Source organism: Streptomyces sp. B3I8 (genome assembly GCF_030816915.1).
Taxonomy (GTDB): domain Bacteria; phylum Actinomycetota; class Actinomycetes; order Streptomycetales; family Streptomycetaceae; genus Streptomyces.
Genome location: NZ_JAUSYN010000002.1, coordinates 1,568,484 through 1,581,169 on the forward strand (window position 1 = coordinate 1,568,484; position 12,686 = coordinate 1,581,169).

At 69.5% G+C, this 12,686-nt stretch carries 10 protein-coding genes and 1 tRNA gene; 7 read left to right on the plus strand and 4 right to left on the minus strand.

Features of this window, described 5'->3' with window-relative positions; translation table 11 throughout:
• The first annotated feature begins 2 nt into the window (after positions 1-2).
• Both QFZ64_RS09260 and QFZ64_RS09265 read left to right on the plus strand, forming a co-directional pair.
• Positions 3-962, plus strand: a complete 960-nt coding sequence (locus tag QFZ64_RS09260; protein WP_307064249.1) for an ABC transporter ATP-binding protein — start codon at positions 3-5, stop codon at positions 960-962.
• Positions 959-1,675, plus strand: a complete 717-nt coding sequence (locus tag QFZ64_RS09265; RefSeq protein ID WP_307064251.1) for an ABC transporter ATP-binding protein — start codon at positions 959-961, stop codon at positions 1,673-1,675. The genes QFZ64_RS09260 and QFZ64_RS09265 overlap by 4 nt, the downstream gene beginning before the upstream one ends.
• A gap of 83 nt (positions 1,676-1,758) precedes the next feature.
• Here the strand turns inward: QFZ64_RS09265 and QFZ64_RS09270 are convergent, their stop codons facing one another.
• Entirely contained in the window at positions 1,759-2,415 is a 657-nt protein-coding gene (locus tag QFZ64_RS09270) for an ANTAR domain-containing response regulator (RefSeq protein WP_307064252.1), read from the minus strand.
• Between the two features lie 94 nt (positions 2,416-2,509).
• Between QFZ64_RS09270 and QFZ64_RS09275 the strand changes: the two genes are divergently transcribed.
• From QFZ64_RS09275 to QFZ64_RS09290, 4 genes are all read left to right on the plus strand, one after another.
• Positions 2,510-2,592, plus strand: a tRNA-Leu gene (locus QFZ64_RS09275).
• A gap of 79 nt (positions 2,593-2,671) precedes the next feature.
• Entirely contained in the window at positions 2,672-3,460 is a 789-nt protein-coding gene (locus QFZ64_RS09280; RefSeq protein WP_307064254.1) for a helix-turn-helix domain-containing protein, read from the plus strand.
• Positions 3,461-3,538: 78 nt separating this feature from the next.
• Positions 3,539-4,894 (plus strand): aminotransferase class V-fold PLP-dependent enzyme, encoded by a 1,356-nt coding sequence (locus QFZ64_RS09285; RefSeq protein WP_307064256.1) that lies wholly within the window; start codon positions 3,539-3,541, stop codon positions 4,892-4,894.
• The gene (locus QFZ64_RS09290) at positions 4,894-6,315 is read left to right on the plus strand and encodes a lysine N(6)-hydroxylase/L-ornithine N(5)-oxygenase family protein (protein WP_307064258.1); all 1,422 of its coding nucleotides are present in this window, start codon (positions 4,894-4,896) and stop codon (positions 6,313-6,315) included. Before QFZ64_RS09285 ends, QFZ64_RS09290 begins: the two co-directional genes overlap by 1 nt.
• A gap of 17 nt (positions 6,316-6,332) precedes the next feature.
• Here QFZ64_RS09290 and QFZ64_RS09295 read toward each other — a convergent pair whose 3' ends face one another.
• A complete protein-coding gene (locus tag QFZ64_RS09295; RefSeq protein ID WP_307064259.1) occupies positions 6,333-7,925 on the minus strand; it encodes a bifunctional UDP-sugar hydrolase/5'-nucleotidase in 1,593 nt (530 codons plus the stop codon).
• Between the two features lie 345 nt (positions 7,926-8,270).
• On the opposite strand from QFZ64_RS09295, the gene pyk reads away from it, so the two are divergent.
• Positions 8,271-9,464 carry a pyruvate kinase gene (gene pyk / locus QFZ64_RS09300; protein WP_307064261.1) on the plus strand — a complete coding sequence of 398 codons (1,194 nt, stop codon included), beginning with the start codon at positions 8,271-8,273 and terminating at the stop codon, positions 9,462-9,464.
• Between the two features lie 42 nt (positions 9,465-9,506).
• Here the strand turns inward: pyk and pepN are convergent, their stop codons facing one another.
• Complete coding sequence (gene pepN, locus QFZ64_RS09305) at positions 9,507-12,104, minus strand: aminopeptidase N (RefSeq protein ID WP_307064263.1); 2,598 nt, start codon at positions 12,102-12,104, stop codon at positions 9,507-9,509.
• Between the two features lie 102 nt (positions 12,105-12,206).
• Positions 12,207-12,560, minus strand: coding sequence for a chorismate mutase (locus QFZ64_RS09310; RefSeq protein WP_307064265.1), 354 nt, complete (start codon positions 12,558-12,560; stop codon positions 12,207-12,209).
• Between the last annotated feature and the right edge of the window lie 126 nt (positions 12,561-12,686).

A 12,686-nucleotide genomic window follows, 5' to 3' on the forward strand; every position in this document is an offset into this window, starting at 1 on the left:
CCATGACCACACCCGCACTCCAGGCCCGCGACGTCACCATGCGCTTCGGCGGCCTCACCGCCGTACGCTCCGTCGACCTCACCGTCAACACCGGCGAGATCGTCGGCCTCATCGGACCCAACGGCGCCGGGAAAACCACCTTCTTCAACTGCCTCACCGGGCTCTACGTGCCCACCGAAGGCACCGTCAGCTACAACAACAAGATCCTCCCGCCCAAACCCCACCTCGTCACCAAAGCCGGCATCGCCCGCACCTTCCAGAACATCCGGCTCTTCGCCAACATGACCGTCCTGGAAAACGTCCTCGTCGGCCGCCACACCCGCACCAAGGAAGGACTCTGGTCCGCCCTCCTGCGCGGCCCCGGCTTCCGCAAGGCCGAAAAAGCCAGCGAGGAACGAGCCCTCGAACTGCTCGAATTCATCGGGCTCGACCACAAACGCGACCACCTCGCCCGCAACCTCCCCTACGGCGAACAGCGCAAGCTCGAGATCGCCCGCGCCCTCGCCAGCGAACCCGGCCTGCTCCTCCTCGACGAGCCCACCGCCGGCATGAACCCGCAGGAGACCCGCGCGACCGAGGAACTCGTCTTCGCCATCCGCGACAAGGGCATCGCCGTCCTCGTCATCGAGCACGACATGCGCTTCATCTTCAACCTGTGCGACCGCGTCGCCGTCCTCGTACAAGGCGAAAAACTCGTCGAGGGCACCTCCGACGTCGTCCAGGCCGACGAACGCGTCATCGCCGCCTACCTCGGCGAACCCTTCGAGGGCGCACCCGGCGACGCCGAAGCCGCCGAGGTCGAAACGGCCGAGACCGACGCCGCGGCGAACACCTCCGGAACCGACACCGCCAAGGCCGACGCAGCGCAACGCTCCGCCGGGACCGACGGCGCGAAGGCCGACGCGGCGGAGAGCACCGACGGCGCCCAGGGCGCCGGCACCACCAAGGGAGAAGCCCAGTGACCGCACTCCTGGAGGTCGAGGACCTCAAGGTCGCCTACGGCAAGATCGAAGCCGTCAAGGGCATCTCGTTCAGCGTCGAGAGCGGCCAGGTCGTCACCCTCATCGGCACCAACGGCGCCGGCAAGACCACCACCCTGCGCACCCTCTCCGGACTCCTCAAGCCCAGCTCCGGACGGATCCTGTTCGACGGCAAGCCGCTCACCGGCGTCCCCGCGCACAAGATCGTCTCCCTGGGACTCGCCCACTCCCCCGAGGGCCGGCACATCTTCCCGCGCCTCACCATCACGGAGAACCTCCAGCTCGGCGCCTTCCTCCGCAAGGACAAGGAAGGCATCGAGAAGGACATCCAGCGCGCCTACGACCTCTTCCCCATCCTCGGCGAACGACGGAAGCAGGCCGCGGGCACCCTCTCCGGCGGCGAACAGCAGATGCTCGCCATGGGACGCGCCCTGATGTCCCAGCCCAAACTCCTCATGCTCGACGAACCCTCCATGGGCCTCTCGCCGATCATGATGCAGAAGATCATGGCGACCATCACGGAGCTCAAGGCACAGGGCACCACGATCCTCCTCGTCGAACAGAACGCCCAGGCGGCGCTCTCCCTCGCCGACCAGGGTCACGTCATGGAGATCGGCAACATCGTCCTCTCCGGCACCGGACAGGACCTCCTCCACGACGAATCGGTCCGCAAGGCGTACCTCGGCGAGGACTGACGCCACCACGACCGCACACGACGAGGCCCGCGCCCCCGGTCGACCGGGGCGCGGGCCTCGTGACGTGGGTCCGCAGGGACGGCTCAGCCCTTCGCCGCCTTCTTCTCCTCCGCGTCCGCGATCACGGCCTCCGCCACCTGCTGCATCGACATCCGCCGATCCATCGACGTCTTCTGGATCCACCGGAACGCCGCCGGCTCCGACAGCCCGTACTCGGTCTGCAGCACCGACTTCGCCCTGTCCACCAGCTTCCGCGTCTCCAGCCGCAGCGAGAGGTCCGCGACCTCCTTCTCCAGCTCCTTCAGCTCCGTGAACCGCGAGACCGCCATCTCGATCGCCGGTACGACATCACTCTTGCTGAACGGCTTCACCAGGTACGCCATCGCCCCCGCGTCGCGCGCCCGCTCCACCAGGTCCCGCTGCGAGAACGCGGTCAGCATCAGCACCGGGGCGATACTCTCCTCGGCGATCTTCTCCGCCGCCGAGATGCCGTCCAGCTTCGGCATCTTCACGTCCAGGATCACGAGGTCCGGCCGGTGCTCCCGGGCCAGCTCGACGGCCCGCTCCCCGTCCCCGGCCTCACCGACGACGCTGTAGCCCTCCTCCTCCAGCATCTCCTTGAGGTCGAGCCGGATGAGCGCCTCGTCCTCGGCGATGACCACGCGCGTCGTCAAGGGAGGCACGTGCGACTTGTCGTCATCGGCTGCGTCAGCGGACTGGGGCGACTCGGGCACGGTCACGGGGGCTCCTTGTTCGGGGCGGGGTACTGCTCCCGAAAGCGTACCTAGCTGCGGCTTCAGGAGGTCACCCGGTACACTCCTCAGGGGTTGGCCGGCCGGGTTGGCGGAACGGCATACGCTGATGTCTCAAACACATCTGTCCGAAAGGACATACGGGTTCGAATCCCGTACCCGGCACCCGTAGCGGAGGTTCACATTCTCGTGAATCTCCGCTTTTTGCTGCGTGTCGCTACTCACGGTCACGCACCGTGTTCACATGAACCACCATGGAACACAGGTACGACAGCAGGCCCTGACCATGCTGAGGGACGGCGCGAAGAACACCGACGTGGCACGTCGGCTCAGCGTCCCACCGGGCACGGTCGGCTACTGGAAGCACATGGACCGCGCGAAGCGGGGAGAGTGTCCGGGCAAGCACGATCCTGCATGTCCACGGTGTGACGGGCGCAGTCTCGATCCAGCGGCGTACAGCTACCTGCTCGGCCTGTATCTCGGCGACGGATACATCACCCACTACTCCGGCCACCGTGTGCCGACTCTCATGATCACCTGCACTCAGTCATGGGTGGGCCTCATGAACGAATGCGAGCAAGCCATGCGCGCCGTGTTCCCCGACAACTCGGTGTGGCACCGTCGCCGCAAGGGATGCAGTGACGTCAAGGTGTACTCGAAGCACTTGGTCTGCCTGTTCCCCCAACACGGCTCCGGTCGGAAGCACGAGCGCCGCATCGCCCTTGTCCCCTGGCAGCAGGAGATCGTCGACGCGCACCCCTGGGAGTTCGTCCGGGGTCTCATCCACTCGGACGGCTGCCGGATCACCAACTGGACCACCCGGCTCGTCGGCGGCGAGCGGAAGCGGTACGAATACCCGCGGTACTTCTTCACCAACAAGTCGGACGACATCCGGAAGCTGTGTACCGACACGCTCGACAAGCTCGGTGTCGAGTGGGCGTCCTGTTCCCTCGACGGCGCGCACTTCAACATCTCCGTCGCCCGCAAAGCCTCCGTCGCTCTCATGGACGTTCACATCGGTCCGAAGTACTGACCCGTTGCCTCAGCCCGCGCGGTGTCGTTGGGGGGTGCGGGGCGCGGGTTTCCGCTCCGCGTGCCCGGAGGATGTCATATGTGCGCGTCAGCCCTGGCTTCCGGTCCGTCCGGCGGCGCTGCTGTGCGTCCGTTGGTCGACTGTGTGCTCGGTGCGCTGGAGGCGGGCGGCCGGGAGCGCGGTGGGCCCCTGCCCGTCGGCGGGCCGGAGGCGGTGGCGGCGCTGGTGCGGGACGCCGTCGGAGAGGTGCTGCCGGAGGAGGGGGACCCGGGGGCGCTGGAGGACCTGGTGCGGGTGCTGGCGGCGGGGGCCGCCGATCCTGCGGATCCGTTGTGTGCGGCGCATCTGCACTGTCCGCCGCTGGCCGTGGCCGTCGCCGCGGATCTCGCCGTGAGCGTGCTCAATCCCTCGCTGGACTCCTGGGACCAGTCGCCGTCCGCGTCAGCGCTCGAGGAGTCGGTGACGGGGGCGTTGGCTCGGTTCGCGGGGATGGCGGACGCGTTGGTGACGTCGGGGGGTACGGAGGCGAATCAGCTCGCGGTGCTGCTGGCGCGGGAGGTGTGCGGGCCCGGGGTGCGGTTGATGTGCGGGGCGAACGCGCACCATTCGCTGGCACGGGCGGCGTGGTTGTTCGGGCTGGCGGAGCCGGTGGTGGTGCCGGCGTCGGGCGGGGTGGTGGAGGCGGCGGCGTTGGAGGCGGCGCTGTCGCGGGTGGCGGGGCCGGTGCTGGTCGCGGCGACGGCGGGGACGACGGATGCGGGGTTGATCGATCCGCTTCCGGAGGTGGCCGCGTTGTGTGCCCGGTACGGGGCGCGGCTGCATGTGGATGCCGCGTACGGTGGCGGGCTGCTGTTCAGCGACCGGTACCGGGGGCTGCTGGCGGGTCTTGAGGCGGCCGACAGTGTGGCGTTGGACCTGCACAAACTGGGTTGGCAGCCGGTGGCTGCGGGGGTGTTCGCGGTGCGTGACGGTGGGGACCTGGCGGTGCTGGGGCAGCGTGCCGATTATCTGAGCGCTGCTGATGATGTCGAGGCGGGGTTGCCGGATCTGCTGGGGCGTTCGTTGCGGACGACCCGGCGTGCCGATGTGTTCAAGGTGGCGGTGACGCTGCGGGTGTTGGGGCGTGCGGGGCTGGGGTCGCTGGTCGACGGGGTGTGCGCGGGGGCGCGGGAGTTCGCCGGGCTGGTGGCGGGGCGTCCGGGGTTCGAGTTGTACGGCCTGCCGGTGATCAGCACGGTGGTGTTCCGTCCCTCGGGGGTGGGTGACGACATCGTTGCCGAGGTGCGGCGGAGGTTGTTGGTGGAGGGGCGGGCGGTGTTGGGCCGGGCGCGTCTCGGCGGCCGGTTGTGGTTCAAGGTCACTCTTCTCAATCCCCATGTGCGCCTGAGTGAGTTGGCGGGTGTGCTGTGTCTGGTGGAAGGACATCTCCGTTGATGACGTCCGCGTCTCCTCGTGATCTCGTCGGTGTCGGCATCGGGCCGGCCAATCTCTCCCTGGCGGCGCTGGCCCAGCCGCTGGCCGGACTGGACGCTGTCTTCCTCGAACAGCGGCAGGGGTTCGACTGGCATCCGGGGCTGTTGATCGAGGGGACTCGGTTGCAGGTGCCGTTCCTGGCGGATCTGGTGTCGTTGGTCGATCCGACGAGTCCGTGGTCCTTTCTCAATCATCTGCGTGCGCGGGAGAGGTTGTTCCCTTTCTATTTCGCGGAGCGGCCGCATATTTTGCGGGCGGAGTACGAGGGGTATTGCCGTTGGGTCGCGGAGCGGCTGCCGGCGTTGCGTTTCGGGCATCAGGTGGATGCGGTGCGGTGGAATCCGCGTAGTGAGTTGTTCGAGGTGGATTTCAGTCGGGTGGATGCGGAGGGCGGGGTGGAGTCGCTGGGGCGTGCTCATACCCGCAATGTGGTGTTGGGGGTGGGTACGGAGCCGTATGTGCCGGAGGCGTTGCGGCCTCTGGTGGGGGCGCGGGAGGTGGCGGTGTGTCATGCGGCGGATTATCTGGAGCACCGTGAGCGGGTGTTGGCCGCGGGTCATGTGACGGTGGTGGGTGCGGGGCAGTCGGGTGCGGAGGTGTTTCTGGATCTGTTGCGGAATCGTCCGGTGGGGCGGGAGCGGTTGCACTGGTTGGCGCGGACGGGGGCGTTCGCGCCGATGGAGTATTCGAAGCTGGGGCTGGAGCATTTCACTCCGGATTACGCGGCGTATTTCCACGCGTTGGACGAGTCCGTGCGGGATCGGTTGTTGCCCGCGCAGTGGCAGTTGTACAAGGGAATCGACGCGGGGACGATCGCGGCGGTGCAGGAGGAGTTGTATCGCCGTTCGGTGGTGGGCGGTGGCTGGCCGGATGTCGTGTTGACCCCTGGTGTGCGGGTGCGGACGGCCGGGTGGTTGTCGGGTTCCCGGGTGGAGTTGCATCTGGAGCACGGGGGGCAGGGGTTGCGGACGTGTCTGGCGACGGATGCGGTGGTGTTGGCGACGGGGTTCCGGGAGCGTCCGGTGGGTTCGTTGTTGCGGTCCTTGGAGCCTTACGTCTGCCGTGATGCCGCGGAGCGGCCGCGTGTCGACGAGCACTATCGGGTGGTGCTGGCGCGGGAGATCGCGGCGACGGGGTGTGCGGTGTATGTGCAGAACGCGGAGTCGCACGCGCATGGGGTGGGTGCGCCTGATTTGGGTATGACGGCGTGGCGCAGTGCGCGGATCCTGAACGCGGTGACGGGTGAGGAGTCGTATCCGTTGCCGCGGCGGACGGCGTTCACGTCGTTCGGGTTGCGGGAGCGGGAGCGGGTGGTGTCCGGGGTCCCGTCCACGCGGGGTGGTGGCACGGTGGCGCTGACGCCTCTCGTGGACGGGGTCTGAGGTGTTTCCCGGGGAGGTCAGAAGACCGGTGTGCCGTCGCGGGTGAGTTTCCAGTCGGTGGAGGCGAAGTCCTGGGGGTCGAGGACGCCCTTGGCGGTGACCCATTCGGCGATGCGGGTGCGGATCTCGGTGGATTCGGTCCAGAGTTCCTTGGTGGTCGCGATGTGGGGGAAGGCGCCGCCGCCGTTGGCGCGGTAGTTGTTGACGGCGAGGACGAATGGGGCGGTGTCGTCGAGTGGGTTGCCGTCGTGGGCGAGGTTTTTGATGCGGCTGCCGGCGGGTTGGGCGATGTCGATGTCGTAGGTGAGTCCGGAGACGTAGTCGTAGTTGTAGTCGGGGCGGTCGTCGGCGTTGGTGAGTGCGTCGATGTCGACGGGGGCGTCGGGTGCGGTCTGTACGTAATACTGGGCGGAGTATTCGAGGTAGGCGCGGATCTGGGCGCCGGTGAGCAGTTTGGCGACGAGGGTGTTGTCGTAGACGTAGAGGCTGGACAGGGCGCGGACGGTGACGTCGCCGGCGGGGATCTCGGAGGTGCGGGAGAACGGTGAGGCCTGTGCGAGGACGGGGAGTCGGGCGTGTTCGGTGCCGGCGAGGGCGGTTTTGACGACGTCCTCCTGGACCTTGGTGATGAGGTCGATGATGGGGGCGTCCTTGTAGCGGGCGTCCACGGTGGTGAGGGTCTGGGTGGCGGTGCCGACGACCTGGTTGACGTAGGTGACGACGGCGGCGTGTTCGTCGGTGAGCAGTTCGGTGATGCGGGGGTCGTCCTCGGCCTGGTTGGTGTTGTGCAGTGAGGCGCTGACTGTGTCGACTTCCCAGCGGCCTCTGTGGAGGGTGAGTTCGATGTCGAAGACGGTGAGGCGTTCGGCGAAGCAGAGGGGTTCGGAGAGGACGACGGTCTTGCCGGTGGTGTCGTTGGTGACCTTGAGTTCGGGGAAGGCGAGTCTGCCCTGGACGTTGGCCTTGTCCCAGATGGCGATGCCGGGGTTGGTGAGGCCGAGGACGGCGACCTTGACGGGTGGGGCGCCGTGGACGTGGAACGTCTTGATGAGGTACGGGGGGAAGGCGGGTTTGAGGGTGGTGGCGTCGACGGCGTTGGCGCCGAGGAGGGGGAAGTCGAGCTGGGATTCGAACTCGCGGAGGGTGTCGATGCCGTAGTTGAACTCGTGGTTGCCGAGGGCGGCGGCGTCGTAGCCGATGGTGTTCATGGCGCGGGCCATGGGGTGGACGGGGCCGCCCTTGGCGGTGATGGGGTCGACCTTGGCGTAGTAGTAGGTGAGGGGGGTGCCTTGGATGGTGTCGCCGGCGTCGATGAGGAGGGTGTTGTGACGGCCCTTCTCCTTGCGGATGTGGTTGACGAGGGTGGAGATGCGGGCGAGGCCGAGGGTGTTTCCGGCGGTGTCGGTGTAGGTGGCGTCTTTGTAGTAGTCCCAGTTGAAGAGGTGGCCGTGGAGGTCTGTGGTGCCCATGACCGTGAGGGTGTGGCGTCGTTCGGGCTTCTTGTGGGGGCCGGAGGCGTGGGCGGTGGTGGCGGTGGCTGTGGTGGTGAGGGTGGCGGCGGTGGTGGTCAGGGCGGCGTTCTCCAGGAAGCGGCGGCGGTTGAGGGGCATGTGAGGGGGTGCTCCTATGAGTGGTGTGGGGCGAGGTGGGTGGGGTCGGGGCTGTTGGTGTGGTGACGCGCGTAGATTGTGGACCGGGGGGTCGGGGGTGCGACAGGGGGCGGGGGTTGCGATCTGGTGACCGGGAGGTGGGTGAGGGGTTTTCGCCCCCGCCACCCCTGTCCTTCCCGTCCTCGTGGGGCTGTGCCCCCTTTGGCCTGGTGTGCGTGAGAGCTCGGGTGGGTGGGATCGAGGGGCGGGCGCGGGCGCGTCGTGGCTTGTCGCGCGCCCCGCGGCGGAGCCGCGGTGTGAAACAGCCCCGCGCGACTTCTGGTGCACTGTCATAAAGTCGGACATATGCGTCGAGTTAAGATCGTTTGCACTCTGGGGCCCGCCACCGACTCGTACGAGCGGGTCAAGGCGCTGGTCGAGGCCGGAATGGACGTGGCCCGCTTCGCTTTCGGGCACGGTGGGCGCGAGGAGCACGCGGATCACGAGGAGCGGTACCGCCTGGTGCGGAAGGCTGCCGACGAGACCGGGCGCAGTGTCGGGGTGCTCGCCGATCTGCGGGGGCCGGTGGGCGCCCTCGGGTCCGCGCGACCCGCCCTGTCCACGCTGTCCGCGAGGGACGAGGCCGATCTGCGGTGGGCGTTGCGGACCGGGTTCGACGTGGTGGCTCTGTCGTTCGTCCGTGACGGCCGGGATGTCGAGGCGGTGCATCGTGTCATGGACGAGGAGGGCCGGCGGCTGCCCGTGCTCGCCAAGGTGGAGACGCCGCAGGCGGTGGAGGCGATCGAGGACATCGTCGCCGCGTTCGACGGGATCATGGTCGCGCGCGGTGACCTGGGCGTAGAGATGCCGCTGGAACAGGTGCCGCTGGTGCAGAAGCGGGTGGTGAAGCTGGCGCGGCGCAATGCCAAGCCGGTGGTGGTCGCCACCCAGATGCTCGACTCGATGATCGAGAACGCGCGGCCGACACGTGCGGAGGTCAGCGACGTGGCGAACGCGGTCCTCGACGGTACGGACGCGGTGATGCTGTCGGGCGAGACGAGCGTGGGCAGGCATCCCGTCGAGACGGTCGCGACGATGGCGAGGATCGTCGAGGCCGCGGAGGAAGGTCTCCTGGCGGCCGGGCTGGCGCCGTTGACGGGCCGGAACAAGCCGCGCACGCAGGGGGGTGCTGTCGCGCGGGCGGCGGCGGAGATCGGCGACTTCCTCGGGGCCGGGTTCCTGGTGGCGTTCACCCAGAGCGGTGACACGGTGCGCCGCCTGTCGCGCTACCGTTCGCCGATTCCGCTGCTGGCGTTCACCGCCGAGCAGGCGACCCGTTCGCGGTTGAGTCTGACGTGGGGGGTGGAGACGTTCCTGGTGCCGGCCGCCGGGTCGACGGACGCGATGGTGCGGCAGGTCGACGAGGCGCTGCTGCGCTGCGGGCGCTGCCGGCGCGGGGATCTGGTGGTGGTGACCGCGGGTTCGCCGCCCGGGGTTCCGGGGACGACGAACATGGTGCGGGTGCACCGGGTCGGGGAGGACGACGGTCCGGTGCGGTGAGCGGGGGCGGGCCGCGTGCACGGCCCGCCCCGGCGGGGTCGGTCAGCGTTCGCGGACGCGCAGGGCGCGGGCCAGGTCGTCGAGCTGGTCGGCGAGCCCGCGGCGCAGGGACGGGACGGGGTCGCCCTCGCGCAGACAGCTCTCGCCGCGCCGGAGGTGGTCGGCGTCGATGGCGTACGCGGGGAATGCCCAGCGTCCTGCGGCGGCGGCGATGGCGGGGCCGCGGCGGGCGGCCAGAGCGGTGGCGTCCTGGTAGTACCGGTCGACGTACTCTCCGAGCAGGTCTGTCTGTTCGGGCTGCCAGAAGCCGCGGGCGGTGGCGGTGAAGAGGTGGTTGGACAGCTCCGCGGCGGGGTCGTCGGTGAACATGGCGGCCCAGGCCCGTGCTTTGGCCGCCGGGTCGGGCAGTGCGGCGCGGCAGCGGGCGGCGCCTTCCTGGCCGGTGGCGCTGGGGTCGCGTGCGAGTTCGGCGGCGATGGTGTCCTCGTCGACGGCGCCGAGGGCGGCGAGGCGGCCGAGGATGCGCCAGCGCAGTTCGGGGTCGAGTTCGGGACCGCCGGGGACGGTGCCCTCGGCGAGCCAGGCGGCGATGGTGTCGGGGTGTGCGGCGACGTCGATGCGGTGGCGTACGGCGGTCAGGCGCAGCCCGGGGTGGGAGCCGTCCTCGGTGCGGCGGACGAGGTCGCGGCAGAGGTCGGTGAGGGTGGCGAGGGCGGCGGGCCGGTGGCCGGGGGTGAGGTAGCGGTCGGCGACCTGGCCGGCGGCGAAGGCGAGGACGCCCTGGACGAGGGCCACGTCGGTCTCGCGCGGGAGGTGGGCGCGGGCGGTTTCGAGGTAGACGTCGGGGGCGAGTTCGCCGTCGCGCACGGCGTCGCGCAGGGAGTTCCAGACGACGGCGCGGGTGAGGGGGTCGGGGAGGCCGGACAGGTGGGTGCGCAGGGTCCGGAGCGAGTCGGTGTCCAGGCGCACCTTGGCGTAGGTGAGGTCGCCGTCGTTGAGGACGACGACGGCGGGGCGTGGGCCGCCGATGTCGAGGCCGAGCTGGGAGCTGCTGTGCGGGTCGAGGTCGAGGTCGACGCGGGTGCGCAGGGTGAGGCGGTCCGTGTCGTGGAGGTCGTGGTCGTAGAAGCCGACGGCGAGGCGGTGCGGGCGCGTGCCGCCGGTGGGGCGGGAGGTGTTCAGGTGGCGCAGGCCGTCGTGGTCCTCGTCGGGGTTGCGGCCGGTCAGGACGCCGGGGTCGCCCCGGTGGCTGATCCGGATGCCGCCGTTGGTGTCCGTTCCGTGGCGCTCGACGCTCAGTGTGTCGATGCCCGTGGTGCGCAGCCATGCGCCGGCCCAGGCGTGGACGTCGCGTTCGGTGGCGGAGGTGAGGGAGTCGAGGAAGTCGGCGAGGGTGGCGTTGGCGAATTTGTGGCGGGTGAAGTGGGTGTTGATGCCGGCCAGGAAGTCCTTCTCGCCGAGCCAGGTGACGAGTTGGCGCAGGGCGGAGGCGCCCTTGGCGTAGGAGATGCCGTCGAAGTTGAGGAGCGCGGAGGCGGTGTCGGGGACGGCTTCGGGGGCGACGGGGTGGGTGGAGGGGCGTTGGTCCGCGTCGTAGCCCCAGGCCTTGCGGGAGACGCCGAATTCGGTCCAGGTGTCGGTGAAGCGGGTGGCTTCGGCCGCGGTCTGGTAGCCCATGTATTCGGCGAAGGACTCGTTGAGCCAGATGTCGTCCCACCACTTGAGGGTGACGAGGTCGCCGAACCACATGTGGGCCATCTCGTGGGCGATGACCATGGCGCGGGTCTGGCGTTCGGCGTCGGTGACGGCGGAGCGGTAGACGAATTGGTCGCGGAAGGTGACCAGTCCGGGGTTCTCCATGGCGCCCGCGTTGAATTCGGGGACGAAGGCCTGGTCGTAGGAGTCGAAGGGGTAGGGCTCCTCGAACTTCTCGTGGTAGCGGTCGTAGCAGGCGCGGGTGAGGTCGAGGATCTCGTCGGCGTCCGCGTCGAGGTGGGGGGCGAGGGAGCGGCGGCAGTGGATGCCGAAGGGAAGTCCGCGGTGTTCGGTGCGCACCGAGTGCCAGGGGCCGGCGGCGACGGCGACGAGGTAGGTGGAGATCCGCGGGGTGGTGGCGGCCTTCCAGACGCCGTCGCCGGTGTGTGCGGTGACGCCGTTGGCGAGGACGGTCCAGCCCTGGGGGGCGGTGACGGTGAGGTCGAAGACGGCCTTGAGGTCGGGCTGGTCGAAGGCGGCGAAGACGCGCTGGACGTCGTCCATGAACATCTGGGTGTAGACGTACGTCTCGCCGTCGCTGGGGTCGGTGAAGCGGTGCATGCCCTCGCCGGTGCGGGAGTAGCGCATGGCGGCGTCGACGCGCAGTTCGTGCTCGCCGGGGGTGAGGTTCGTCAGGGGGAGCCGGTTGTCGTCGGGGAGCGGCGGGTCGAGGGGCTGTCCGTCGAGGGTGGCGGAGCGCAGTGCGGCCGGCTTGAGTTCGACGAAGGTGTCCGTGCTGTCGCGGTCTCCGTGCACGGTGAACCGGATGGTCGTGCGGGAGTCGAAGGTGTCGTCGCCCGCGGTGAGGTCGAGGTCGACCGTGTAGTGGTGGACGTCGATCAGCCGGGCACGGGTCTGCGCTTCGTCGCGCGTCAGTACGGACATGTGGCCATGCTGCCCGATGCCGTCCGCACGGCACAGGGGGGCCCTGCGGACGGCGGGCGCCGCCCCGGAGTGCGGTGGGGCGCGGCGGGCGGCGCGGGCTGCTCAGGAGGGGTTGGTGGGGGTGCCCGGGGTGGGGTCGGCGGAGGTGTCGGCGATGCGCTCGTGGTGGCGGATCACCTCGGCGATGATGAAGTTGAGGAGTTTCTCGGCGAACGCGGGGTCGAGTTTGGCGCTCTCGGCGAGGCGGCGCAGCCGGGTGATCTGGCGGGTCTCCCGCTCGGGGTCGGCCGGGGGCAGCCGGTGCGCGGCCTTGAGATGGCCGACCTGCTGGGTGCACTTGAAGCGTTCGGCGAGCATGTGGACGACGGCGGCGTCGATGTTGTCGATGCTGTCGCGCAGCCGTTCGAGCTCGGCGTGGACCGCGGGATCGGTCCCGGCACTGTTGCTGGTGGTCATGGGCGCACACCCTACGGTGCGGCGGGGGTGTGGCTCGGGGGCGTTCCGCGGGCCGGACAGTACCGCCGTGTGCGGCGGGGGGCGGGTCGCCGCGCCTACAGTGGAGGGCGCGGCCGGGCGTCGCGC